Origin of the sequence: Sorangium sp. So ce367 (assembly GCF_051520455.1) — a bacterium.
Lineage (GTDB): Bacteria > Myxococcota_A > Polyangia > Polyangiales > Polyangiaceae > Sorangium > Sorangium cellulosum_B.
In genome coordinates this window covers 10,175,991-10,201,062 of record NZ_CP150334.1, presented here as the reverse complement: position 1 = coordinate 10,201,062, position 25,072 = coordinate 10,175,991, and the positions used below count along the sequence as shown (strand labels likewise).

The window sequence follows — 25,072 nt, the reverse complement described above, 5'->3', positions numbered from 1 at the left end:
CGGTGGTTCGGAGCGGTGGCCGCCGGGAGCGATAGGCATTCGGATCGAGGGCATCATGCCGAAGATGAAGACCAACCGCGCCGCGGCCAAGCGCTTCAAGGTGACCGGCTCCGGCCGCATTCGCCGCAGCAAGGGCGGGCTCAACCACTGCATGCAGGAGAAGAGCAAGAAGCGTCTGCGTCGTCTCCGCAAGAACGACATGGTCGACTCGGCGATGGAGAAGCGCGTCAAGCTGCTTCTTCCCTACGGCTGACCCTGGAGCAGTGAGGTAAATTACCGATGCCGCGTGTAAAGAGAGGCTTCAAGGCCCGTCGCCGTCGCAACCGTGTCCTCAACCAGACCGAGGGCTACTTCCTCGGCCGAAAGAACCGCTTCCGCCAGGCGGTCGAGGTGCTCCGCCACGCCTGGGAGTACGGCTACATCAGCCGCAAGCTCAAGAAGCGGGATTTCCGTCGCCTCTGGATCACCAGGATCAACGCTGCCGCGCGCCTCAACGGCACGACTTACTCCCGCCTCGTCAGCGGGCTCAAGAAGGCAGGCATCGCCCTCGATCGGAAGATCCTCTCGGAGATCGCGATCCACGATCCTGCGTCGTTCGGCGCTGTGGCGAAGCTCGCTTCGCCCGCCGCGGCGAAGTGACGGCTCCGCGGGGTGGTCTTCGGCCCGCCGTTCGACCACCCCGATGCGGAACGGCCGAAACTGGCCAAGGCCGCCCCCTTCCCTCGCAAGTGCCCGATTATCGTAGTATTTTGTATTTTTGACTCGCCTCCGCTGCGAGCGATCCCGCGGGTTGCATCGCAGACGTAGAGTTCGGGCTCATCCCTCAGGCGGGGACGTGCGGCTGCCGTCGCTGACGCTGATCAGCATCGGCAGTGTGAGGCGATTAGGCACCGAGCAGATGCGCAGCGTGCATTTCGTGCGCACCTGCTATGCACCGCCGATGGCACCCTATGATCGTGTGATCAGGGTAAACTCCGACCCAGCTCAGTCCGCCAGCGACTGGCCGACCGATCGTTGTCTTTCAAGAGGCCCTGCGTCCCCAGCCGAGGCCTGACCAACCTAGGGCGTGATCCCGGTCCCCTCCCCGGGGACAGACTTAGCGATTAATTGCGCTGAGACTGAAATTGTTGCCGGAATTTCCAACTTTCCAGGCGGTCTGTCGCGAAAAATAACCTTCTCCGCCTTCGTCCGTCGGGTGAGGGCTCGACATTGCCATCGGGAGGCCCAGGTTCAGGAAACATCGAAGCTCACTGAGAGAACGGCCTCAGCGGCTAGGTACGGGCTCCTACACGCTGGATAAGACAGCGAAATTCCCTTGCCTAGGCTGCGAGGGCGGACCCACCGAACCGCGGAACGCTGGCGAACTCGAGGTGTCCCTAAGGAGAGCAGGTTGCCGATGTTGTTGCGTCCCCGGAAGCGTACCCAGCCATGCCGTTCGGCTCGGTCGCAGCGAAACGTCTCGCTCGACAGGACATGGACAGCGCCTTCCGCTCTACATAGCGCACCCAGGTCGAGCTCTCAAACGGGAGAAGCGGGAACGCACGCTAAAAAAGGCACTGTTTTTGCTTCGGGAGCTGAGCTGCTACCGGGGACTGGCGCAGGAGCATCATTCTGCAAGAGCAGACCTGCCTCAGGTGAGAAGAGTTCGACCGGAATCAAAAGAAAGCACCAGCGGTTGCCAGTTTCAACAGGGGCTCCTTCGGTCAGCTCCTCCCCTCTGTTTGGCACGAAATCGTCTCGCCCGCCGTCAAAAGGTGGCGAGACATTTCAATCTCGCAAGGTCAGCCGTTTAGAAGTGAACGCCGACACAAAGACCAAGATGAGCACGTCGACCGCCCGCCGTCCAGAAACTGCGCGGAGAACCGCCAAGTCCTCTGCTGTAGGTGCCTCTGCGCGGCTCGCGGCATCCAAGAGCTCGCAGGGGGCCGAGACCGCATCGGCTCCCCGGCGGGGGGCATCGCAGACCACCGAGGTGGAGGTCTCCGAGGTCGAAGATTTCGGGGACAACCAGTCGCCGCGCTCGCACTTTCAAGGAGCTACCACCGTGGAGGGAGCCGCCATGAGGTCGACCAAGAGCAACGCCACTGTAGTGAAGGGCGACCCGCTCGCTCAGGGTGGGACGGCCACGCCGGAAATCGCAGCGCTCGGCCTTCTGGAAGATGACCAGACGGAGGAGACGGCTGTGCGACCCCGCCCGGCCGAGATCCTCGATGAGGAGCGGGCGGCTGACTTCATCGATCTGGACCTCGGACCGCTCGATCGGCTGCCTCAGCCCGAGCGCGCGAGGAACCAGGATCGGGAGCTGAAGGATGTCGAGGACGGGGGCGGTGACTCGATGCTCGCCCGCTATTTCCGCGACATGGCGCTCCACCCCGTCATGGGGCCGGACGAGGAGCTCGACACCGCGCGGGCGGTCGAGCGCACGGAGGTGGAGCACTGGGTGGCTCTCCTCTCCTACCTGCCTGCGGCCGAGTACATCCTCACCGCGCTCGAGGAGGATGTCGCCAAGGCGGGTGAGGACGAGGTGAAGGCTCCTCAGATCGCGGAGCTGCAGAAGCTCGTTCGCCTGGCGAAGAAGCAGAAGGGAAAGCTGCTCGCCGAGCAGGAGAAGCCGTGGACCCAGCTCTCCGAGGAGCTCGCGGCGGCTGTCCGCCTGCCTGACTCGGATCGCCTCTGGATGGCGCGTGCCTTCACCATCGCGCGCGATCTCGTGCGCGAGCCCGACTTCGAGGACGACGTGAGCGATCCCGAGGAGACCCGCCCCACGCGGCCGAGGCTCCCGATGTCTGGCTCCTACCGCCGTTACCTCGATCGGGTCGAGCGATCCTTCCAGGCGCAGCACGACGCGAAGAACCGCTTTGTGAAGGCCAACCTGCGGCTCGTCGTGTCGATCGCGCGGCGCTACAACCGCGGGCGCCTGCCGCTCATCGATCTGATCCAGGAAGGCAACATCGGCCTGATGAAGGCGGTGGAGCGCTTCGACCACAGCCGTGGCTACCGCTTCTCGACGTATGCATCGTGGTGGATCAGGCATGCGATCAGCCGCGCCTTGGCCGACAAGGGCCGCGCGGTCCGCATCCCGGTCCACATGCTCGATACGTACAACCGCGTGGCGCGGGCGACGCAGGCGATCATCGCGCGCACGGGGCATGAGCCGACCATCGAGGAGCTCGAGAAGGAGACGGGGGTTCCGCGCGAGAAGCTCGACAAGGTGAAGGACTTCTACGCGGAGACGCCCTTCTCGCTCGATCGTCCGGTCGGTGACGAGGATGGACGCAAGTTCATCGACTTCCTCCAGGAGGAGAACGCGCTGTCGCCGTTCGATCACCTGGCCAACAGGAAGTGGAGCGACGAGGTCCGGCGTCTCCTGACCACGCTCACGCCGATCGAGTCGCGGATCATCCGCTGGCGCTTCGGCCTCGACGACGAGGACGAGCTCACGCTCAAGGAGATCGGCGACAAGTACAACCTGTCGCGCGAGCGCATCCGTCAGCTCCAGGAGCAGGCGCTCGGGAAGATCCGCAAGCAGATGCGCGACTACTGAGCGACGAGCTCAGCACGAGTCGGTGAAGCGGCCGCGCGGCGTCATGCTGCGCGGCCGCTTTGTTTGAGCCGCCCGAGCACGCAGCTGCGTGGGGGCGCGCAGACGTGAGCGGGGCCGGAGCGCAGCGCAGCGGGCCGACACGAGACAACCCGCGCTCTCACGGCGTGCGTGCGTCCTTCCAGAGCTCGTCGGCGAGCGACTCGACGAAGTGGTCGATGGCCCTTCGTGCGGGGTCGATCTTCCCTGGGACGTCGGAGGCGAGCACGGCGAAGGCGATCGGGGAACGACCAGGGGGCGCGAGGACATAGCCAGACAGGGCCACCACCGAGGCGAGCGTTCCCGTCTTGGCACGGATGGCGCGCTCCTTCGACCACCCGCGGAAGCGGCTGCGCAAGGTGCCGTCGACACCGCCGATCGCGAGCTGCGCGGTGAAATCTGCGCCGAGCGCCGGATCGAGAAGCGCGGCGCGCAGCAGCCGGACGATGGCCTCCGGCGATGCGCGAGCGGCGTCGAACAAGCCCGAGCCGTTCCTCAAGACGACGTCTTGTCCGAACGCATCGAGCTCCCTGAGGGTCTCGCCGACCACCTCCGCGGCACCCTCGGCTGTGCCGGGGCGCCCGCGCTTCTCTGCGGCGAGCGTCTTGAAGATCGTCTCCGCGTAGAAGTTGTCGCTGTCCTTCCCGAGGGCGGAGAGGAGCTCGCCGAGCGGCGCCGAGCGGTGAGCCACGAGGAGCCGCTTCTGGCGCTCACCGCCGAGCCGCACCTCGCCGGAGACGTCGACGCCCACCTCCAGCAGCATCTCCTTGAGCGCATACGCTACGACCAGGCGGGGATCGTCGACGCGCCTCGCCAGGCTCACCGCGCGGCCGCCCTCTGGGATGTGCCCGCTGAGGTGCGCGACGAGGCGCTGGCCGTTCGGCTCGAGCCGGACCCCGAGCTTCTCTGGTGTGCCGCGCCTCGCGGTGGTCACCGTGCCCTGGAGCACCGTGAAGCCCGGGGGATCGATCGCGACGGAGGCAGCCTGCCCTGCCTTCGACGGGCGCACGGTGAAGAGCAAGGCGTTCGCGTTCAGCGAGGCTGCCGCGACCGGGGCGCGAAAGGCCGCCCACTCCTCCGGCTGCTGTTCGAAGGCCGGAGGCACGTAGCGCGTGTCGAAGTAGCCCTGGTCGATCGCGATCGCCGCGACCTTCCGGACGCCGGACGCCCTCAGGGCGCGCGCCATCTCCCAGAGATCGCGCGTTCTGAGGGAGGGATCGCCCGAACCCCGGAGCACGAGCTCGGCGACGGCTCCGTTCGACGCGTCCCCGTAGAGGCCGGTCAGGTAGCGGTAGCTCGGCCCGAGCAGGCGAAGCGCGGCGGCTGCCGTGAAGAGCTTCGCGTTGGATGCAGGGTTGTACAGGCCGCGCTGATCGAAGGCCGCGAGCGTCGCGCCGTTGGCGACGTCGAGGGCGAGCACGCCGACCCGTCCCCCCAGGCGGCGCACGTCGGTAACGAGCGTATCGACCTGCGCTCGAGCGCGCTCAGGGTCGATTTTTCGAGGTCCGTGCGACGCGAGGGGCGCTGGAGGCGCGCTCGGCGAGACGGGGGCTCCCTGGGTCGGCCTCGCTGTGGGGGTCGAGCGGTCAGCGGGAGCGGCGCCGCTGTCGAGCGGCTGGGAGCCGCCGGGGCGGGCGAGGAGGGACGAGAGCACGAGCGCGACCGCGGAGACTGTACGGCGGGGATGTCGAGGCATGAGATCTCTCCGCCTCTACAACGCCTCCACCGCGGACGCCTCCTCCGGTCGACCGGTCGTAGCAGCCCGGCGTCGCTCATCGGTGCGCGCGTGTGCGCTCGGGGTTGTCCTCGGAAAGGAGAGCTTGCTAGGGTGCGCGCAGACGCTCCTTCACGCTCTGTTCGAAGGGAGGACACCGTGTCCCAGCAGCATTCGACCCGCGCGCTCTTGCCGCTCATCATCCTCGCGGCCGCAGCATGCTCCGGCGCCAAGCCCAAGCAGGCAGGGGAAGACTACAACTTCGATCAGGCACCGTCTGATGTTGCCGCACCCGCCGAGACGGGGAGCTCCGACTCCGAGGCGGGGAGCTCCGGCTCCGAGGCGGGCGCGTCGGCGGACAGCGGGGGCGGGCTCAACTCCGATCAGAAGAAGCAGATGGAGATCGCCCTGCGACGCGGAGGGGACAAGGCGGCGAACTGCGCCGAGGTGGTGTCCAACGCGCCGACGGGCGAGGGAGAGGTCAAGGTCGTGTTCGACGGCCAGAAGGGACGCGTGACCGACGTGTTGGTCGGGCCGCCCTTCGCAGGGACGCCCGCCGAATCCTGCGTGAAGCGCGCCTTCGTCGGAGAGATCGTGCTGCCGTTCGATGGCGATCCGCTCGAGGTCCCGTACACCGTGAAGCTGCCGTCCAAGAAGTCGGGCGCGGGAGCTTCCGGAACGAAGACGCCATGAAGCTCGCCTCAATCGCCGTCGTCGCCGCGCTGGGGTTGGCCGCCGCCTCCGCCGGCGCGGAGGAGCCGGCGGCGCCTCCGCGGTACCCGCCGTCCTCGGCACGCGTGAAGGTCATCGTCGGCGGGGTGGCCGTGACGGCGCTCGCCTACGGCGCGGCGTTCCTCGCCGCATCGTCATGGCCAGAGGTCCCTGGGGCGAGCGAGCTGAAGATCCCGATCGCCGGTCCATGGCTCGCGCTCGCCAAGAACGGCTGCGCCGCGGACGATCCGGACTGCGGAGCGACGCTGTACGTTCGCGGGGCTCTCACCGCCATCGGTGGGCTCGCGCAGCTCGCCGGTCTGGGTCTCGTCGGCGAAGGGATCTTCATGACCACGGAGGCGCGCTCGGCGCAGCCTTCGACCCCTGCGGCGCTGACGGTGCGGCCGGCCCCGGTGATCACCGCGACCGGCATGGGCATCGGCGTCGTCGGCACGTTCTGAGCTACCGAGAACCACGCGGGCCGCGCGGTGATGCGCCGACGCCCGCTCACCGGCGGCGCCATGGCAACAGCGCGGGGCCGCAGACGGGCTTGCCGATCATCCGTCCGATGCGCTCGATCATCAGCTCGACGCTGGCGCCGTACGGTACGCGCTGATCAGCGCTCCCACCGAAGACGCGGCCTGCTCCGATCACGTCGCCCGCGCGCAGCTCGACGTGGTTGCTGATGTACGCGACGGACTCCGCCAGCGAGAAGGTCCACTCGCCAACGCGCGAACAGGAGCGCGTCTCGGCGTCGACGCGGACCTGGGTCCGCAGCGCCTCGACCGAGCCGAGCTCGTCGGGCGTGACGAGCACCGGGCCGAGCTGCGTTGCAAAGTCCTTCGCCTCCGACGGCGGGAGCCCGCGCACCAGCGACCGCGCCTCCAGGCTGCGCGCGGTCCAGTCGTTCAGCACGGTGTAGCCAGCGATCGCGCGCTCCACCTCCTCCGGGGCGGCGCGCCGCAGATCCTCGCCGAGGACCACCGCGAGGTTCAGCTCGTAGTCGGGCCTGTCCTCGAGCGCGGGGAAGGGGATCTCGGCCGCGTGTCCGAGCAGCGCGCGGCTGTTGCCGAACCGATACCAGGGGCGCTCGGCGCCGTGCGCGTAGGGGCCGAGCTGGATGTACGCCGCGCGATCGGTGGCGCAGGGAGGCAGCCACAAGATCGTGGCTGGGTGCAGGTGCGTCGACGCGGGACGATCTCCGCTGAGCAGCCGATCATCCAGCGCGTGAAGGCCGGCGCAACGGAGCGCCACCACGCGCGTGTGGAAGTCCGACACGCCGCGGATGTCCGCGAGCTTCGTCCCGAAGTGGCGCTCTAGCTCCGCGACGTCGTAGAGCGCCCCGTCCCGTTCGAGCGCTACGATCGGGGTGGACGTCGCGAGCTGGAGCACGTGCGCGATTCTCATGGCGTGACCAGGCCCGCCGGGCGCCGGCGGAGCGTACCATCCCGGTCCGCCGACGCTCTCAGGCCGGCGGAGCCCCCAGCGGCTACGCCTGCGGCCGGCGGTCGGCGTCCGATCCCGAGGGACTCGACCCTTCTTGGGACATCGGATTGTCCTTTGCATTGACGCGCTGGGAGAGCGGCCTAGAATGCCGGCGGATTCAGAGCGGCATCACGTCGCGCAGGCTTGCCGTGGGTCCCTGCCGGTTGCAGATGGGCTCGTACGGCAGGTCAGGTTCTGTTGCCGGCGCGGGGTTCCCCGTCGCGGGGTTTCCTCCGGCTTCGGTCCTGCTGACGGGGCCGTGCGGCTTGTAAGCCGGGCAAGGTATTTGCCGTGGACAGCCGACCCTTGGCGGCGCTCATCTTGGAGCGCCGCTCGAGGGACTGGTTACAGGCGCGCACACGGCGCAGCGGAGCGATGGGTCATGAGCAAGCGGACCAAGTTCGTCTTCGTCACAGGCGGAGTCGTATCGTCGATCGGCAAGGGACTGGCTGCGGCCTCGATCGGGGCGCTGATGGAGTCCCGTGGGTTGAAGGTCACCCACCTCAAGCTGGACCCGTACATCAATGTCGATCCCGGCACGATGTCCCCCTACCAGCACGGCGAGGTCTTCGTCACAGACGATGGAGCGGAGACCGATCTCGATCTCGGGCACTACGAGCGCTTCACGCTCGCCCGGATGAGCCGCCAGAACAACTTCACCACCGGCCGCGTCTACGAGGCGGTCATCTCGAAGGAGCGCCGCGGCGAGTACCTCGGGGCGACGGTGCAGGTGATCCCGCACGTCACGGACGAGATCAAGCTGCGCATCCGTTCTGCTGCGGACGGGGCTGACGTCGCGATTGTCGAGGTCGGCGGCACCGTGGGTGACATCGAGTCGCTTCCGTTCATCGAGGCGATCCGCCAGCTCAAGGTGGAGTCGGGCGCGCAGAACGCGATCTCGGTGCACGTCACGCTGGTGCCGTTCATCGCGACGGCGGGCGAGCTGAAGACGAAGCCCACCCAGCACTCGGTGAAGGAGATGCGCGAGATCGGCATTCAGCCGGACATCCTCCTCTGTCGCTGCGATCGGCCGCTCCCGCGCAGCATGAAGGAGAAGATCTCCCTCTTCTCGAACGTCGCCGTCGACTGCGTGATCGCGGCCGTCGACGTCGACTGCATCTACGAGCTCCCCCTCGTGCTCCACGCCGAGGGGATCGACGAGAAGATCACGGAGCTGCTCAACATCTGGGCGAGGCAGCCGGACCTGTCGCCGTGGCAGCGCATTGTCGAGCGATTCAAGAAGCCGTCCCGCGGCATCGTGAAGATCGGCGTCGTCGGCAAGTACGTGCACCTGCGCGACTCCTACAAGTCACTGCACGAGGCGCTCGTCCACGGCGGGCTCCACAACGACGTGCGGGTCGAGCTCGAGTACATCGATTCCGAGCAGATCGAGGCGCGCGGCGCGCCCGAGCTGCTGTCAAATTTGGACGCCATCCTCGTGCCCGGCGGCTTCGGCGATCGCGGGACCGAGGGGAAGATCGAAGCCATCCGCTACGCGCGCGAGGAGAAGATCCCGTTCTTCGGGATCTGTCTCGGCATGCAGCTCGCGGTCGTCGAGTACGCGCGCCACGTCTGCGGCATGACGGGAGCCAACTCCGTCGAGTTCGATCGCAACGCGGCCGACCCGGTGATCGATCTGATGCCCGACCAGAAGGGGGTCGTCGAGAAGGGCGGGACGATGCGCCTCGGCGCGTACCCGTGCGTCCTGGACAAGGGGTCGATCGCCGCGGAGGCGTACGGGCAGACGAGCATCAGCGAGCGGCACCGGCATCGGTACGAGGTGTCGAACAAGTACCGCGAGGCGATGGTGCAGAAGGGGCTCGTGCTCTCCGGGACGTCGCCCGACCAGCGCCTCGTCGAGATGATCGAGTTGCGCGAGCACCCGTACTTCGTGGGCTGTCAGTTCCATCCCGAGTTCAAGAGCCGCCCCCATAGCGCGCACCCGCTCTTCGCGCGCTTCGTGCGCGCCGGTCTGGAGCGCCAACGCGAGCGCAACAAGGCCGAGAAGCCGAAGCCCGGCGATTCCGCCGCCGCGCACACCCAGCAAGCTGCCTCGTCCGTCAACTAGAGCGGGGTGCACAGGTGCGTGCGCTACGGGCTCGGTCGCTAGGCGGGCGAGTAACGCGTACGAAGCTACGCCGCAGCGAGCCGAACGACGCGGATGAGCGCGCAGCGCACGAAGATGCGCCTGCGCTCTAGCAGCCGGCGCCAGAGCTCCCGAGGGAGGGTCTCTGGCCGCCGCATCGACGGCGAGACGGGCGGCGCTGCGATGGTCGTCGAGGGTCTTGTCGCGAGCTCTTGCGGATGAAGGCGGCCCTGCAGCCTCCATCCACAGCTCATCGACGACGAACGCTGCGCGCGATCAGACGTCGCCGAGGCTCGGCCGGCCCAGCGGCGGGGCGTCAAGGGGCTCGGCGCTCGTGGCCTGAGGGGCGAGGAGCGGCGAACGCTCACCGACCTCCTTGATCAGGTTCCGCTGCAGCACGTGCGCCGGCGCGGTCCTGAGCTCCCAGATCAGGCCGAGCTTCTCCATCGCGCGCAGGACGTAGAAGCTGACGTCGATCTCCCACCAGAAGAAGCCCTGGTTCGCGCTGCTCATGTAGTGGTGGTGGTTGTTGTGCCAGCCCTCGCCGAGGGTGATCAGCGCGAGCCAGAAGTTGTTGCGGCTCGTGTCGGTCGTTGCGTAGCGCCGCGAGCCAAACACGTGCGCGAGGGAGTTGATCGTGAACGTGCCGTGCATGAGCGCGCACGTCGACACGACATAGCCCCACAGGAACGCGTCGTAGCCGCCCACCGCGAAGAGCAGCGCCATCATGCCGAGCGGCCCGACCACGTGGTAGCGGTCCAGCCAGCGGAGCTCAGGGAAACCCGCGAAGTCAGGGATGCGCTTCAGGTCGAGCTCCTCGTGCTCGCGGCCGAGCCACCAGCCCATGTGCGCGTACCAGAACCCCCTGCGGAGCGGGCTGTGGACGTCGCGCTCGGTGTCCGAGTACTTGTGGTGGACGCGGTGCGTCCCCCCCCACCACAGCGGGCCCTTCTGGGTCGCCGTGGTGCCGAGCAGCGCGAGCAGGAATTGCAGGCCGCGGCTCGTCTTGTAGCTGCGGTGCGAGAAGTACCGGTGGTAGACCGCCGTGATCGCGAACATCCGGACGACGTACGTGGCCGCGGCGAGCGCCGCGAGCTTCCACGTGGCACCTCGGAGGATGGCGACCACGGTGCCCACGTGGATCGCAGTGATCCCCAGCACGTTGAAGATCTGGCCGAGGCTGGGGCCAGGTTTCGGTACGACGACCCGTGTAGGGCTCGATGCAGGCGCTTGCGTCATGGGTTCCAAAGTGGATGGAGCATCGAGCACGCCCGTCACTGGGGCTCACGACGCTGGTCATGATTCCGTCATGCGATGCGGCAGCCGGCTCGCCGACGGATCGGCGCAGGGCGTCGACGAGCGCGCGATCTCAGGGGCGCAGGGAGAGGACGTCGATGGCTGGCCCGGCCGAGACCCGGATCTCGCTCGCTCGGAGGGGATCGCCGTCGAGGATGTAGGGGCCGTCGCCGATCGAGGTCGCGCTGGCCTCGGCGCCGAACCGGACCGTGAAATCTTGGACGAGGTCGTCGAAGTGGTCCTTGCCGCCGATCCGGCGGCCCGCGAGGACGAGCGGAGCGCGCGGCCCGAGCTCTCGCGGGGGCAGGGCGCTGGCGACGAGGTGAGGGCGATCGAGATCCTCCCCTGCCCGGTAGGTGACCAGCATGTGGATCCCGAGGTCACGCACTGCAGACGAGCAGATGAGCGACCAGGCGCGTGGGGCGAGCTGCCGCCCCTCCACCTCGATCGTGCACGGCAGCGGGTCGAGGACGCGGCGCGCGTAGGCGCCGCCGTAGAAGGACTCGATGAACACCCGCGCCACGATGCGCGCAGCGGCGCCGTAGCCGTCGCCTCCGCGCTCGTAGTAGACATCGAAGAAGCTGGCCACGAGCCCGGTGCCGAAGATGAAGCCGATGCGCTCCTCGACGCCGCTGCGGGTCGTCGCGCGCACACGCAGGGTGGGCCGGCGGACGGCGCTCGGGATGGCCGCGCCGCTCGGGAGGCCGCGAACCTCGCTGACCGTCCGCGCGAGGAGCGCAGCCGGATCGCCGGTCATGCCCCAGTTCCGCGCGACGGTCGCCACGGTGCCGCCTGGCAGCAGGGCGAGAGGCGGCAGCGAGCGATCGCCGAAGGCGCGCGCGAGGGCCGTGACGCCGGCCATGAAGCTGCCGTCGCCGCCCGAGAGCGCGACGAGATCCGTGCCTCGCCGGGCGAGCCGCTCGCAGATCTCCGCGAGCTCCGTGACGTTCGAGGTCGGGTGGAGCTCCGCCGCGCCAGCGCACGCGGCCGCCATGCGGTCGATGAGCGACGGCCTCGCCCGGTACCGGCGCGCCGTGGTGTTGACGATGACGTCGATACGCATGGTGCCGGAACGTGACCGCCCTATAAAACGGATTCCCTGGGTGGTCGAGCCGAAGGGGCTTCGAACGCGAACTTCGGCGCGGTAAGAGGCGCGTCATGCGCCGCGTGCTCTCCCGGTCGATCCTCGCCGGCCTCCTCTCGTTCGCCGCCGTCACCGGATGCGCGAGCTCGGCCTCCCTACGCGCAGCCGAGGCGGGCAGGTTCGACGAGCTGCGGCGCACGTTGAGCGATGAGCTTCGCCGCGGCACGCTGGACAGCGACGACGCACGAGCGATCGCCCGCGCGGTCGCGCAGGGGGAGATCGCGCGCGCGACGCCGCCCTCGGGGGCCGATCGGCTGCGCGAGCTCCGGACATGCGCGCGCGCGCTGGAGGACGCGCTCGCCGAGCGCGCCGCGGGCTCGGACGCGATCGCGACCGCCGCGGCGATGATCCTCCTCGAGGCGGGGCTCACCGACCCGGAGAGCGTGAAGCGGTACGCAAGCGACGCGGCGGCGGGGCGATACCCCGGCAAGGACACGGCGCTCCGCGCGCTGGAGACGCGGGCGCTCGTCACAGCCGAGGACGGCGCGGTGCGCCGCTCGCGGATGCTCGACGGAGATCAGGAGGTCCGCATCTCGGCGCTTCGCGCCGCCGCCGCGGCGGCGGACCCGAGCGATCGGGAAGCGCTGCTCGAGGCGGCGCGGCTCGATCCTTACCCGCTCGCGCGGACGCTGGCGATCCGCGCCGCCGGGGCGCTCGGCGGTCAGGATCTCGTGCTGGCGCTGCGCGATGTCTGGACCCTCTCGGATGAACCCGGGCGCGAGGCGATCGCCGAAGCGTGGGCGACGCCGCGCGCGCTGGACAGCGGCGGACGCGCGCAGCTGCGCTGGGCGATCTCCACCCAGCGCGGCGCGCCCGCGATCGCCGCCGCGCGCGCGCTGGTCCGCGCGGGAGGCGAGGGCGCCGGCGAAGCGGTCTCCGTCCTCATCGACTCCATCCGCTCCAGCCAGAGCCGGGATCGCGTCTACGCCATCCTCTCCGCGCCGCTCCAGGACGCGGCGGTGCGATCTGCGCTCATCGAGGCGCAGGGCGATCCGGATGAGGCCGTGGTGTTCGCCGTGCATAGCCGCCACGTCGACGCCGCGCCGCGGGACGTCGCGGCGCGCGAGCGCTCCGCGGCCGTCGCTTGGCTGATGAAGCTCGCCGCGGGGACGTCGACGCGCGCAGTGCTCGCGCGGGGAGTCCTCGCACGTGCAGGGATCCGCGCGGTCGTGCCGCTGCTGGAGCGCGACGTCCGATCCCGCGAGATCCCGGTGCGCGAGGCGGCGGGGGCGGGCCTGGTCGCGCTGGGCGAGATCCCGCGCGCTGCATCGCTCCTCGCCGACGCCGAGCCCCAGGTCAGGAACTCGGTGGCCTGCGAGATCCTCGAGGCGTTCTGAGCGTTGCCGAGGCTGCGTCCGAGGTGGTCCGGTCGCTAGAACCTGGAGACGAGCTCGAGCCGTGCGCCCTCGAACGGTGGGAAGAACCGGCACACGCCCGAAACGCATCGCAGGCCCCCGCGCCGCTGGCCCACGAAGAGCTGTGCGGTATCGACGATCCGGTCGAGCGTCGTCCTCCTCGACCCGGCCTTCCACTGCAGCCCCCCGTTGAAGAAATGGCAGAGCTCGGTGTCCTTGCCAGGCTCACACCCAGGCTGTGAGGTGTACTCGTAGCCGAACATCGCCGCGAGGTGGGGCGACCACTGGAGCGCGAGGTAGTTGTCCCCTTCGACCCAGGAAGATTCGAAGTTCTCTGGCCTGTAACGGCGACGGCTGTTGCCTTGCGCCTGGATCGAGAACGCGCCGGCGAGGTGCTTCACGACGTCGTAGCGGACGTAGCCCTCGCTATAGAAGACGTGGCCAGTGTCGGCTTCATCGGATTGCCGGACTCCAGCCCAGGCGCGCACGTGCGAGCGGCTGCCGTCGAAATCGATCTCGGTGCCTGCCGCGGTGTCCCAGGTGTCGGTCCTGTTCGTGTCGTCCGTCTTGCAATCATCGTTCGCCTGGCGCTCGGAGAAGCTCACGTAGCGACCGAGCCAGGCATAAACGGCCGCGCTCCGGGTGAAGCGATAGTCGACGCGCCCGCGCCCGCCGGTCACGCAGACGTTGGGCGCTCCGATCGGCTCGACGTAGATGGGCTCCGCCGTCGGAGGCTGGTTGTACGCCACACCCTCGAACTCCGGCGCATTGAACCCCGGGTTCGACAGCGAAGAGACGTCGATGTTGGCCGAGAGCGGGAAGAATCGCCGGTAGTGCTTCCCTTCGACGGCGACGGCGAGCGGACCGCCGCGCCCGTTCGCCGCCAGATAGACCGCATAGCCGGACACGTCCTTTGCCGGCACGTCATCACGGTCGAGATGACCGCCACGGAGCTGCTGACCGGCAACCTCGACGTAAACGTCCCCGCGCTCCGCGATGGACGGAATGCTCACCGAGCCGCTGAACGTGCGGATCGTGTTGTGCTGCCGCGCAGGGGAGGCGCTGACGACATTGAACTCCGGGAATTTTCCGCCGCACAGGCGCAGCGCGACCTGAAGATCCGCGCCGCCTTCGTCCAGGCATCGGTTGAACTCTTCGGTGTATGTCTTGCGCAGCAGCAGCGCGCCGTTCGCCGCGATCTCCACGCCCTTCAGGCTCGCCTCCAGGCGTCCGCCGAGCACAGTGTCCTCCAGGTAGTTCGGCCGTGCCCCTTCGGTGACATCGCGGGTGCGAGGGTTTCCCTGCGCATCCACCGTCGTCTCGCGCGTGACAAGGTCGTCGGCGCCAGGGAAGCCGAAGAAGAGCGGCGACCCGTCGCCATGGAGCCGCCTGCCGCTCGCGTCATCGACGCGCAGCGGGTTCATCTGCCCGGCGAAGGCGGTGGCTTCGAGCCTGAATAGCTGGAAATCCTTGTCGAGCACGAGCCTGCCGCCCCTCACGGTCGTGTCGATGGCGAGCTCGTCCATCTTCCGCACGCTGAAAACGAGGCCGCGTCCGAGTTGGGCGTAAAAGTCGCCTGCTGTTGCCTCGATGCCCGGCTGCGTGTAGGTGAGCCAGAGCTTCGCTGGATAGACGGTCGTCAAATAGCGGGAGTGAACCTCCCGCGTGGCGTCGTTCAGATTGAACGAGACCTCGTCGTTGACGACCTTCTGTTGCAGCTCGAAGCTGGTCGCCGAGGGCCTGGCCAGGTAGAAAGAGGCGTTGAGCCGCGTCCCGAGCTGGAGGCGCCACCAGTTGAGCTGAGCGTCGACCCGATCGACGATCTCTCCGTAGTTGTCGTCGAGATAGCGTGCGGGATAGCGGCGATCGTCGTTGCGATTGTCGAAGTGGTAGCTGACGGCCGCGGTGTTCACGACATCGAGCGAGAGCGGTTCGCCGCCGACGTTCGGGAGATCGACCGCCGCCGCCGGCGAGGCCGCGAGGAGGAGCGTCGCTGTCAGGCAGGAACGGACGAAGAGGAGCGGGCTGCGCACCGCCCGATCTCTACCATGGACCTCGCCGCCGTGGAGCGAGCGAGCCGTCGATCGCGCCGAGAAGGCGCGCCGGACGGCCGCCCCGGCGCTACAGGCCAAGCGCCTTCTCGACCTGCTCGGTGAGTGCCGCCTCGTCGCCGGGCTGGTACCCGCCGCGCTTGTGGAGAATCGAGCCGTCTCGGCCGATGAGCACGGAGAACGGAAGCTCGCGCTTCGGATTGTACCTGGCGGCCACGGTCGTCTCCTCGTCGAGGAGCACAGGGAAGATCATCTCCCTGTCGTGGACCGTGCTGCTCACCTGCGCCCGCGACTCCGGTCCGTCGAGCGACACGGCGAGCACGACGAACCCCTTGTCCCTGTGCTTCTTGTAGAGCTCGACGAGGTGGGGCATCTCCGCCAGGCACGGATCGCAGGTGGTCGACCAGAAGTCGATCAGCACCACGCTCTTGCCGGCATAGTCCGAGAGCCTGACCGTCTTGCCGTCGAGGGCGGGGAGCGAGAAATCCGGGGCCGGGCTCGCCGATGAGCCGCCTGAGGCCGCTCCGCACGAGGCGGCGGCGAGGCCGAGGACAATCAACGCGAGCGAGAGCGCGCAGCGGGTTTTTCTGTTCATTGGGTTTCCGTCGCGAAGGGGTCGGCCTGAGCGCCCGACCGGCATAAGGGCTCAACGTCGCGAGCGCCCTCTGCGGCGCCCTGGCAGATTCTCCCTACACGCGCGCCGACCGGTGGTTCGACGACGCGCCCACGGCGAAGCTCGTTCAGAGCTCGCCGTTCATGATCTTCTCAAAGGTTCGCCAGAAATTGCTGTTTTCCTCGGGCACGCCAGCGACGATCTCCATGATCGTCATGTCCTGCGTCCTGACGATCATGTTCGCCGGGAACGCGTCGGCCTGGAAGAGCGCGCCGAGCTTGTACGAAGGGTCGATCGCCGACGGGTACTGCACGTCGTATCGGGTCGTCCAGCGGTACAGGTCGTTCGGGACCGCCGCCTCGCCCGGGGTCCTTCCGTCTGCGAGCTGAACAAGGAACTCGCCGCCCTGAGGTTGATACTTCTTGTAGAGCTCGGGCAGGACGGACTCTGCCTCGATTTTGCAGGGGCCGCACCATACGGACGAGACGTCGATCAGCAGCACCTTCGGCTTCGGCTCTCCCGCGCCGTAAAGCGAGCCTTCCGGAAAGACCTCCGTCCCGGTCGGGTTGTAGAAATCGGCGAGCTGAATCGGCTGCATCGTGTCGTTGTGTTCGGCGGCGTTGGCGTACCCGACGAACTGATAGTTCGCGATCACCCGGTGGAGGCTCACCCCATACGGCCCAGCCGGATATCGAGCGTTCGCAGCTTGACCCGTCCCCTCGGGAAAAGGAGGAGCAGGAATGGGATCCTCTTCTGCGCAGCCGACGAGCCCTAGAGCCGCCACGACGAAAAGGCCCATCCCACCGAGAACCGCGTCGATTCGCATGATGCCACCGCCTGAAGTATGGTGTAGGAGTGCTCATTCTTCTGGGCGGCACGGGGGGCGTCAAGGGCAACCTTGGCGTCGCCGCTTCGCTCGGGAGCGCGTTTCCGCAATCTCCGGCCAGGCCCGCCGTGCCTGCCCCGATCCGCGGGTGTTTCCCGCGCTGAGGTCCTATGCAGCAGGTTGTCGCTTCTCACAGCGCCCGTCGGCCCCGTCTCCGTAGTATCCACGCCTTCCTGATGCTGTGCTGCCTGGCGAGCGGGGCGGCCATCGCGAGCGGCGCATGCTCGTCGGGTACGCCACAGGACAAATGCTTCGGGGGGGTCATCGTCGACGGCGTCTGCGAGGGCAAGTGCAAGCCAGAGCTCTGCCTGGAGGGCAACACCTGCGTCGGCAACCGCTGCGTGCTCACGTGCAGCAGCCACCGCGAATGTATCCCAGGCATCCAGGACTGCGCGCCGGCCGAGGAGGACGACACGAAGGCCGAGATCCTGGTCTGCACGCAGAAGGAGAAGATGGTGGGCTTCGGTGCGCCCTGTCCATTCGGCACCGAGTGCGGCCAGTTCGGGCGCTGCCCCGACGAGACGCCGTGCAACCCGATCCAATGCAACGGGAACCCAGGCGAGTGCAAGCGCGACACGGAGCGGTGCGGCGACGATCCCGCCTGCTCCGCCGGCAAGTGCAGCGACGGCAGCGCCTGCGTCGTCCCGGCCTGCTCTCCCGACCAGTGCACCTCGCTCGGCCTGGAGTGCCTTGGCAAGGGGCAGGGCGACGCCGAGGCCTACTGCACGATGCCGCACTGCATGGGCGATGCGGACTGCCCCGGCGGCTTCGAGTGCGCCGTGTCCCGCGATCCTCACGCGATCTGCGGCACGGACAAGGGGGATGACGGCTTCTGCGGTGAGACCGACGAGGAGTGCATCGACCCGTCCACGTTCGGGGACGGCAACACCTATGTCGAGGGCCCGGTGTGCCTGCTCCGCAGCACCTGCGTCAAGCGCGCCCAGTGCGCGCCGTGCAGCACCGATTTCGACTGCTCGTTCGCCGCAGAGCAGCGCTGCGTCGCGATCGACGGCGAGCGCCGGTGCGCCAGGTCCTGCAGCGAGGACTCCGACTGCGACCTGGACTACCGGTGCGACGAGGGCGCGTGCATCCCGCGGTTCGGCGCCTGCACCGGCAAGGGCAACTTCTGCGAGCCGTGCCGCAACGACACCGACTGCGGCGACGCGGACTCCACGATGGAGTGCACCACCACGCTGCGCGGCGAGCGGGCGTGCCTGGACGCGGCGCTCCCCATCCGGTGCACCGCGGAGAACGCGGCTGAGGTCTGCCCGAAGTCGCCCAGCGGGCTCGTCGGCGCGTGTGTGTGCGTCGAGCAGAGCTCGGGCGGGGACTGCGTGGACTCGCGGTGCTACCTGCCGTCGCGCCAGCTCGATCGCGGCGACCCCGATTCAAGCGTCTCCACCTGCTGGTGACGGCGCCGGCCGGGCGCACGAACGGCCTGTGTCGCGCCGCGCCCGGCCAGGCCGGAGCGAGCGCCCGCGCTGACGCCGCGCTCGCCGGTTGACGGGAATCCCGAGCAGTCCTAACTCCTTCGCCCCATGCCCATCACGAAGGACGCCGCGCTCGCCGCGCTGGCAAAGGTCATCGCGCCGGACCTCCAGCGCCCCATCACCGACCTCGGTCGCGTCCGGGAGCTCTCGGTCGAGGGCGAGGCCGTCTCGCTCACCGTCGAGCTGACCAGCTACTTCAAGCAGCGGCTCGCGGCGGACATCGAGGCGGCTCTGAAGGGCGCCGGCGCGAAGGGCGTCCGGATCGCGTGGGACGTCGGCATCCCCACGCGCACCATCCTTCAGGACGACCCGTCCCCGGGCGTGCGGAACATCATCCTCGTGATGAGCGGCAAGGGCGGCGTCGGCAAGAGCACGGTCGCCGCGAACCTCACCCTGGCGCTCAGCCGCGAGGGGGCCAAGGTCGGCCTCCTCGACGCGGACATGTACGGGCCGAGCGTCCCGACCATGCTCGGCGTGATGGGCCGCCCGACGTCGGCCGATGGACAGAAGTTCCTGCCGCTCGAGCGCTTCGGCGTGAAGCTCATGTCGATCGGCTTCCTGCTGGAAGATCCGAGATCGGCGGTCGTCTGGCGCGGGCCGATGCTCCAGAACGCCCTGATCCAGTTCATGCGCGACGTGGAATGGGGTGAGCTCGACTACCTCGTGCTGGATCTTCCGCCCGGTACCGGCGACATCGCGCTGACGATTTCCCAGAAGATGAGGACCACGGGCGCGATCGTCGTGACCACGCCGCAGGAGGTGGCCCTCCAGGACGTGTACAAATCGGTCTCGATGGCCCAGAAAGTCGGGATCGCCCTGCTCGGCGTGGTCGAGAACGAGAGCTACTTCGTGTGCGACGGGTGCAGCAAGCGGCACGAGCTCTTCGGGGCCGGCGGCGGGCAGAAGATCGCCGAGTTCGCCGAGGCGCCGCTGCTCGGCCAGATCCCGATGGATCCGGCCATCCGGGAGTGGGGCGACGCCGGCACGCCGGTCGTACAGGCCGCCCCGAGCAGCCCGATCGCGCGCGCTTTCGTGGATGTGGCGGAGCGGCTGGCCGGCCAGGTCAGCGCCCACAACCTCGCGAGCGGGGGCGGCCTCCGCATCGATCGGAGCGGGGGGACCAACAAGCACCTGCCCATCATGCGGTAGGCTCTCGCGTAAACGTCCCGGATACGATATGGTTCCGGCCCCTTCCCCCCATTCAACCGAGGGGGCCGCTGGAGAGAACGCGAGCACGTTTCGCCCCCATCGGCATGCGTTGTCGCGCGAGGCGCGGATGAATACCCACGAAAATACCACCACGCCGGCGGACGCGCCGGGAGCTCCGGCCGACCAGGGCGGCCCGCTCGAGTCGTCGAACGCTGCGCCCGAGCAAGCAGCCCAAGCCCATGAAGGGGGGTCCACCCCCCCAACCGAAGCGAGCCACGAGCCCGGCGCAGAAGCGTCGTCGCAGGCGAGCTCGGCCCAGTCCGAGGCGACACCGGTCGCGGCGGCGACCGCCGCCCCGGCGAGCGCTGCCGACGACGAGTGGGAAGAGCAGCCGGGCGACAACATCGGCAACCGCGTTCCAGGCCTGCCGCGGGATGATATCGGCAACCGCAAGCCGGGGTTCTCGCCTGGCAAGCGGACCGCTCCGGCGGCCGCGAAGCCGGCGCCGGCCGCGAAGCCCGCGCCGGCCGTGAAGCCCGCGCCGGCCGGAGAGGCCGGTGCGGCCGCGCAGACCGAGGGTGGCGCTGGAAAGAAGCGCCGTCGCCGCCGTCGCCGCAAGGGCGCGGAGGAGGCCGGCCAGCCCGAGGGCGAGGCAGCTGAGGCGGCCGAGGCCAGCGGCGCGGAGGCGGCCGACGCGGCAGAAGAAGACGAGGGCGAGGAGGAGCAGGCGGCCGACGAGGCAGGCGGGCAGCCGCAGCCTGGTGGCGAGAAGCGCAAGCGGCGCAAGGGGCAAGGCGCGCCGCCGCCGCGCGAGCGCCCGGCCTTCAGCATCGGCGAGGAAGTGTTCGGCAAGGTCAGCAAGATCACCGACCATGCCATCTGGATCGACATCGCCGGGAAGGCGACGGGGCTGTTCGACCGTCGCGAGATCCTCGAGGAGGAGCCGCCCGTCGAGGGGGATCAGTTCATCGCGACGGTGGCGAGCACCGGCGTGCGCGGAGGCATGCTCCTCCTGTCGAGGGCGCCGGTGCAGCTCGATCAGGCGCGCGCGCGCGCCGAGGCTGCGCTCCAGAGCGGCGAGTCGATCGAGGGGTTCGTGACCGGGGCGGTGAAGGGCGGGCTCGAGGTCGACCTCGGCGGCCTCCGCGCCTTCGCGCCGGCATCGCACGTCGATCTGCGCCACGGTGCCGACCTCAACTACCTCGTGGGCCAGCGGCTCGACTTCGGCGTGACCCAGTTCGCGAAGAAGGGGCGCGACATCGTCGTGTCCCGCCGCAAGATGCTCGAGGAGGAGAGCCGGAAGGCGCGCACCGAGGCGCTCACGTCGATCGAGCCCGGCTCGCTGCACAAGGGCATCGTGCGCAAGGTCGTCGCGTGGGGCGTGTTCGTCGCGCTCCCCGACGCCGGCGGCGTCGAGGGGCTGGTCCACATGAGCGAGGCGAGCCACGACCGCGGCGCCAAGCTGGCCGACCTGTTCAAGCCGGGCGCGGAGATCGACGTGAAGGTCCTCCGCGTCGACGACAAGGGCAAGCTCTGGCTGAGCCGCAAGGCCGCCACGGTCGACCCGTGGGATGCGGTGAAGGAGAAGTACGCGGTCGGCACGCGCCACAAGGGCAAGGTCGCTCGCCTGCAGCCGTTCGGCGCGTTCATCGAGCTCGAGCCGGGCATCGATGGGCTCATCCACACGGCCGACCTCTCGATGAAGCCGATCCAGCACCCGGACGAGGTCGTGAAGGTCGGTGACGACGTCGACGTTGTCGTCGCGACCTGCGACGCCGCGGGCCGGCGCATCGGGCTCCACCCTGCTCCGCCCGAGGGCGAGGAGAGCGAGCCGCGCCAGCGCGTTCAGCAGGGCAAGGCGGTGAAGGTGTCCGTCACGCAGGTGACCGAAGGGGGGCTCGTCGTCCGGGTGCTCGGCACCACGGGGCGAGCGGCTCGCGGCTTCATTCCGGCCGGCCACACCGGCACCCAGCGTGGCACCGACCTCCGGAAGGAGTTCCCCATCGGGACCCAGCTCGACGCGAAGGTCATCGAGGTGGATCCGCGCCGGGGCGAGGCCAAGCTGTCGATCCGCGCCCTCAAGGAGGACGCCGAGAAGCAGGCGTACCAGCAGTACCGCGCGGGGGTCGCGCGCGAGGCCAAGTTCGGCACGTTCGCCGACCTGATGAAGAAGAGCTGATCCCGGGGAGGCGCGCGCCGCCCGTGCGGCGGCGCCTCCGCCTCCCTCCTCCTCCAGCCACCGCCCGCGGTCCGGCGCGCTCCGCGCTACTCGCGCCCCAGCGCGTTCACGGGATCCATGCGCGCGGCCCGCCGCGCCGGGAAGAACCCGAAGACGATCCCGATCGCCGTGCTCACCCCGAGCGCGACCGCGAGCGCACCCGGCTCGAGCCTCATCGGCCAGCCGAACGCGCGCGAGAACCCGAGGATGACGCCGTACCCGAGCGCGCTTCCGACGACGCCGCCCAGCGTGGCGAGCACGAGCGCCTCGAGCAGGAACTGCAGCAGGATGTCGATTTCCCGGGCGCCGATAGCCATCCGGATGCCGATCTCCCGGGTGCGCTCGGTGACGCTGACCAGCATGATGTTCATGACGCCGATGCCGCCCACGACGAGCGACACCGCCGCGATGCTGACGAGCAACGCCGAGAGCGCCGCGAAGATCGCGTCCTGCATGGCCTGGAACTCCGCCTGGCTCCGGACGGCGAAGTCGTCCTCGTCGTTCTCGCCGATGCGGTGCCGCTGGCGGAGGATCGCCTCGGCCTGCCGCCTGGCGCGCTCCGACGTCTCGGCCGACGTCGAGCTCAGCAAGATGGCGTGAACCTCCCCGGGCCGCGTGGCGATGACGTGCGACCGCATCGTGGTGATGGGCATCAGCACGATCTCGTCCTGGCTCTGCCCGAAGGGCGACGCCCCCTTCTCCTCCAGCACGCCGAGCACGCGGTACATCTGGCGGCCGATCCGCACCATCCGGCCGACCGGATCGAGCGATCCGAACAGATCGCGCGCGGTCTGAGCCCCGATCACGACGACCTTCTCGGAGAGGTTCTCCGAGGCGGGGCTCCACGGCTCTCCCTGCGCGACCTTCCAGCTCCGGATCTCGAAGTAGTTCAGGCGCGTCCCGACGAGCGTCGGGCTCGCGTTCTGGCCCTCGTGGATGACCTGGGCGCTCGACCTGAGGAACGGCGCCACGAGCCGGATGCTCGTCGACTCGCGCGCGAGCGCCTGGCCGTCGAGCTCCGAGAGCTTGGCGCCCGCGGTGCTGCGGACGCCCGAGGCGCGGGCGGAGCGGGCGAAGACGATGAGCGAGTTGGAGCCGAGGTTCGAGATCTGCGCGTTGACGTTGGCGCGCGCGCCGCTCGCCAGCGCCGTGACGGTGACGACGGCCGCGACGCCGATCGTGATCCCCAGGATCGTGAGCCCGGCGCGGAGCTTGTTCCGGCGGACGGCGCGCAGCGCGATCACGACCGCCGAGAACACCCGGGTGAGCGTGGCGCTCATTCGTGCCTCAGGGCGGCGATGGGATCCTGACGGGCCGCGCGGCGGGCCGGGAAGAACCCGAAGACGATCCCGATCGTCGCGCTCGTCCCCACCGCGACGACGACCGCGCTGGCCGGCAACGTCATGTTCCAGCCGAGCGTCGCGGCGAGGGCCTTGATGACGCCGAGCCCCGCGCCGAGCCCGAGCACGCCGCCGATGAGCGACAGGGTGATGGCCTCGACGAGGAACTGGACGAGGATGTCTCCCTCGGAGGCGCCGATGGCCATGCGGATGCCGATCTCGCGCGTCCGCTCGGTGACGCTGACCAGCATGATGTTCATGACGCCGATCCCGCCGACGAGGAGCGACACCGCGGCGATCGAGGACAGGAGCATCGTCAAGGTGTCCAGGATCCGCTCCTGGGACGCGCGGAACTCCGCCTGCGTGCGGATCACGAAGTTCGGCTCGTCGTCCGGCGCGATCTCGTGGCGCTGCCGGAGGATCCTGTCGATCTGCTCGACCGCGCGATCGACGGTCCGCTCGCTCGTGGCGGCGGCGACGAGCATCTGCACCCTGCCCGGCGCGCTCGGCACGATCCGCGACCGGAAGCTGCCGATCGGCATGAGCAGCCGGTCATCCTGGTCCTCGCCGAAGGGCGATTGCCCCTTCTTCGCGAGCACCCCGATCACCCGGAACGGGTGCTTGCCGATCCGGATGTACCGGCCAACGGCCTCGCCCGAGCCGAACAGGTTCTCCCGGACGGTCTCGCCGATCAGGCAGACCTTCGCCTTGAGCTGCTCGTCGGCCTCGGTCCAGCCCTCGCCCGTCCCGACGCTGTACGAGAGGATCGAGAGGTAGCTCCGGGTCACGCCCATGACCTGGGTCGCGACGTTGGCCTCTCCAGCCACGACCTGCGTCGACGTCGAGCTGAACGGGCTCAGCGCGGCCACGCTCGTCGACTCCTTCAGGATCGCGATCCCGTCGGCCTCCGACATCCTCGCGTTCTCGCGGCGCTTCAGCCCCGACGCCTGCGTCGACTGCGGGAAGATGTAGATCGAGCTCGCCCCCATGCCCGAGATCTCGCCCAGGACGCGGTTGCGCACGCCCGTCCCGAGCGCCACGACGATCACCACGGCCGAGACCCCGATCAGGATGCCGAGCACCGTCAGGGCGGCGCGGAGCTTCGAGCGGACGATGGCGCGCAGCGCGATCCGGACGGCGGCGAGGTAGCCGCTCATGGCGAGAGCTCGTCGCTCTCCGCCGCGGAGAGCGGCAGCGCGGCCAGCGCCGCGGCCGCATCGACGGGGCGATCGTTCCTGAGATCGCTGCGGATCTCGCCGTCGCGCATCGTGATCACGCGGCTCGCGCAGGCGGCGATGTCCGGCTCGTGCGTCACGAGGACGATCGTGATCCCGCCCCGGTTGAGCCGCTGCAGCAGCCCGAGCACCTCGTAGCTCGTGCGCGTGTCGAGGTTGCCCGTGGGCTCGTCGGCGAGGAGCAGCGGCGGTGAGGTGACGAGCGCCCGCGCGATGGCGACGCGCTGCTGCTGCCCGCCCGAGAGCTGGTTCGGCGTGTGGTGCAGGCGCTCGGCCAGCCCGACCGCGCCGAGCGCCTCGAGCGCCCGCTCGCGCCGCTCCGCGGCGCCGACGCCCCGGTAGACCAGCGGCAGCTCGACGTTCTCGAGCGCCGTGGTGCGCGGCAGCAGGTTGAAGCCCTGGAAGACGAACCCGATAAGGCGGTTCCTGACGATCGCGCGCGCGTCGTTGCTGCGCCAGGTGACGTCGAGGCCGTCGAGCCGGTACGTGCCATGCGTCGGCCGGTCCAGGCACCCGATGATGTTCATCAGGGTGCTCTTGCCCGAGCCGCTCTGCCCGACGATCGCGACGAAATCGCCGTGCTGGATGGTCAGATCCACGTGCCGGAGCGCCCTCACGATGACGGCCTCGGTCGTGTAGTCCTTGCCGACGCTCGAGAGCTCGATGAGCGGCACGTCTCGGGGCGCCGCGGCGACGTCTTGGCTCTGGGGCAGCATCAC

General features: G+C 69.1%; 20 protein-coding genes. 10 read left to right on the top strand and 10 right to left on the bottom strand.

What is annotated here, in order from left to right; translation table 11 throughout:
* Nucleotides 1-55: 55 nt before the first annotated feature.
* The 3 genes from rpmI to WME97_RS38595 all read left to right on the top strand — a co-directional run bounded on the left by rpmI (nt 56) and on the right by WME97_RS38595 (nt 3,544).
* Complete coding sequence (gene rpmI, locus WME97_RS38605; protein WP_012239854.1) at nt 56-253, top strand: 50S ribosomal protein L35; 198 nt, start codon at nt 56-58, stop codon at nt 251-253.
* 26 nt (nt 254-279) lie between these two features.
* On the top strand, nt 280-639 hold the full coding sequence (rplT, locus tag WME97_RS38600; RefSeq protein ID WP_012239853.1) for a 50S ribosomal protein L20: 360 nt from the start codon (nt 280-282) through the stop codon (nt 637-639).
* Nucleotides 640-2,059: 1,420 nt separating this feature from the next.
* On the top strand, nt 2,060-3,544 hold the full coding sequence (locus WME97_RS38595) for a sigma-70 family RNA polymerase sigma factor (protein WP_437545108.1): 1,485 nt from the start codon (nt 2,060-2,062) through the stop codon (nt 3,542-3,544).
* Between the two features lie 157 nt (nt 3,545-3,701).
* Here WME97_RS38595 and dacB read toward each other — a convergent pair whose 3' ends face one another.
* Nucleotides 3,702-5,276 (bottom strand): D-alanyl-D-alanine carboxypeptidase/D-alanyl-D-alanine endopeptidase, encoded by a 1,575-nt coding sequence (dacB, locus tag WME97_RS38590; protein ID WP_437545106.1) that lies wholly within the window; start codon nt 5,274-5,276, stop codon nt 3,702-3,704.
* Nucleotides 5,277-5,453: 177 nt separating this feature from the next.
* Between dacB and WME97_RS38585 the strand changes: the two genes are divergently transcribed.
* Both WME97_RS38585 and WME97_RS38580 read left to right on the top strand, forming a co-directional pair.
* On the top strand, nt 5,454-5,987 hold the full coding sequence (locus WME97_RS38585) for a hypothetical protein (protein WP_437545105.1): 534 nt from the start codon (nt 5,454-5,456) through the stop codon (nt 5,985-5,987).
* Nucleotides 5,984-6,466: a hypothetical protein gene (locus tag WME97_RS38580; RefSeq protein ID WP_437545104.1), complete on the top strand. Its 483-nt coding sequence runs from the start codon at nt 5,984-5,986 to the stop codon at nt 6,464-6,466. Before WME97_RS38585 ends, WME97_RS38580 begins: the two co-directional genes overlap by 4 nt.
* Nucleotides 6,467-6,512: 46 nt before the next feature.
* Here the strand turns inward: WME97_RS38580 and WME97_RS38575 are convergent, their stop codons facing one another.
* Entirely contained in the window at nt 6,513-7,412 is a 900-nt protein-coding gene (locus WME97_RS38575) for a fumarylacetoacetate hydrolase family protein (protein ID WP_437545103.1), read from the bottom strand.
* A 460-nt stretch (nt 7,413-7,872) separates the two neighbouring features.
* On the opposite strand from WME97_RS38575, the gene WME97_RS38570 reads away from it, so the two are divergent.
* A complete protein-coding gene (locus WME97_RS38570) occupies nt 7,873-9,558 on the top strand; it encodes a CTP synthase (protein ID WP_437545102.1) in 1,686 nt (561 codons plus the stop codon).
* A 294-nt stretch (nt 9,559-9,852) separates the two neighbouring features.
* Here WME97_RS38570 and WME97_RS38565 read toward each other — a convergent pair whose 3' ends face one another.
* The gene (locus WME97_RS38565; protein ID WP_437545101.1) at nt 9,853-10,815 is read right to left on the bottom strand and encodes an acyl-CoA desaturase; all 963 of its coding nucleotides are present in this window, start codon (nt 10,813-10,815) and stop codon (nt 9,853-9,855) included.
* A gap of 130 nt (nt 10,816-10,945) precedes the next feature.
* The gene (locus WME97_RS38560; RefSeq protein ID WP_437545100.1) at nt 10,946-11,935 is read right to left on the bottom strand and encodes a diacylglycerol/lipid kinase family protein; all 990 of its coding nucleotides are present in this window, start codon (nt 11,933-11,935) and stop codon (nt 10,946-10,948) included.
* A gap of 95 nt (nt 11,936-12,030) precedes the next feature.
* Here WME97_RS38560 and WME97_RS38555 point away from each other — a divergent pair, with 95 nt between their 5' ends.
* Complete coding sequence (locus tag WME97_RS38555; RefSeq protein WP_437545099.1) at nt 12,031-13,353, top strand: hypothetical protein; 1,323 nt, start codon at nt 12,031-12,033, stop codon at nt 13,351-13,353.
* Between the two features lie 35 nt (nt 13,354-13,388).
* On the opposite strand, the gene WME97_RS38550 is transcribed toward WME97_RS38555, so the two are convergent.
* The 3 genes from WME97_RS38550 to WME97_RS38540 form a co-directional block, all read right to left on the bottom strand.
* Nucleotides 13,389-15,404 carry a DUF6029 family protein gene (locus WME97_RS38550; RefSeq protein ID WP_437545098.1) on the bottom strand — a complete coding sequence of 672 codons (2,016 nt, stop codon included), beginning with the start codon at nt 15,402-15,404 and terminating at the stop codon, nt 13,389-13,391.
* A gap of 88 nt (nt 15,405-15,492) precedes the next feature.
* Nucleotides 15,493-16,017: a TlpA disulfide reductase family protein gene (locus tag WME97_RS38545; RefSeq protein WP_437545097.1), complete on the bottom strand. Its 525-nt coding sequence runs from the start codon at nt 16,015-16,017 to the stop codon at nt 15,493-15,495.
* Between the two features lie 145 nt (nt 16,018-16,162).
* The gene (locus WME97_RS38540; RefSeq protein WP_437545095.1) at nt 16,163-16,705 is read right to left on the bottom strand and encodes a TlpA disulfide reductase family protein; all 543 of its coding nucleotides are present in this window, start codon (nt 16,703-16,705) and stop codon (nt 16,163-16,165) included.
* A 392-nt stretch (nt 16,706-17,097) separates the two neighbouring features.
* Here WME97_RS38540 and WME97_RS38535 point away from each other — a divergent pair, with 392 nt between their 5' ends.
* The 3 genes from WME97_RS38535 to WME97_RS38525 all read left to right on the top strand — a co-directional run bounded on the left by WME97_RS38535 (nt 17,098) and on the right by WME97_RS38525 (nt 21,739).
* Nucleotides 17,098-18,333 carry a hypothetical protein gene (locus WME97_RS38535; RefSeq protein ID WP_437545094.1) on the top strand — a complete coding sequence of 412 codons (1,236 nt, stop codon included), beginning with the start codon at nt 17,098-17,100 and terminating at the stop codon, nt 18,331-18,333.
* A 126-nt stretch (nt 18,334-18,459) separates the two neighbouring features.
* Nucleotides 18,460-19,560, top strand: coding sequence for a P-loop NTPase (locus WME97_RS38530; RefSeq protein ID WP_437545093.1), 1,101 nt, complete (start codon nt 18,460-18,462; stop codon nt 19,558-19,560).
* A 127-nt stretch (nt 19,561-19,687) separates the two neighbouring features.
* Nucleotides 19,688-21,739, top strand: coding sequence for a S1 RNA-binding domain-containing protein (locus tag WME97_RS38525; RefSeq protein ID WP_437545092.1), 2,052 nt, complete (start codon nt 19,688-19,690; stop codon nt 21,737-21,739).
* 86 nt (nt 21,740-21,825) lie between these two features.
* On the opposite strand, the gene WME97_RS38520 is transcribed toward WME97_RS38525, so the two are convergent.
* Genes WME97_RS38520 through WME97_RS38510 form a run of 3 tightly spaced genes read right to left on the bottom strand, consistent with a single transcriptional unit; the run spans nt 21,826 to nt 25,069 of the window.
* Nucleotides 21,826-23,058: an ABC transporter permease gene (locus tag WME97_RS38520; protein ID WP_437545091.1), complete on the bottom strand. Its 1,233-nt coding sequence runs from the start codon at nt 23,056-23,058 to the stop codon at nt 21,826-21,828.
* Nucleotides 23,055-24,275, bottom strand: a complete 1,221-nt coding sequence (locus tag WME97_RS38515; RefSeq protein WP_437545090.1) for an ABC transporter permease — start codon at nt 24,273-24,275, stop codon at nt 23,055-23,057. The genes WME97_RS38520 and WME97_RS38515 overlap by 4 nt, the downstream gene beginning before the upstream one ends.
* Complete coding sequence (locus WME97_RS38510; protein ID WP_437545089.1) at nt 24,272-25,069, bottom strand: ABC transporter ATP-binding protein; 798 nt, start codon at nt 25,067-25,069, stop codon at nt 24,272-24,274. The genes WME97_RS38515 and WME97_RS38510 overlap by 4 nt, the downstream gene beginning before the upstream one ends.
* Nucleotides 25,070-25,072: the final 3 nt, after the last annotated feature.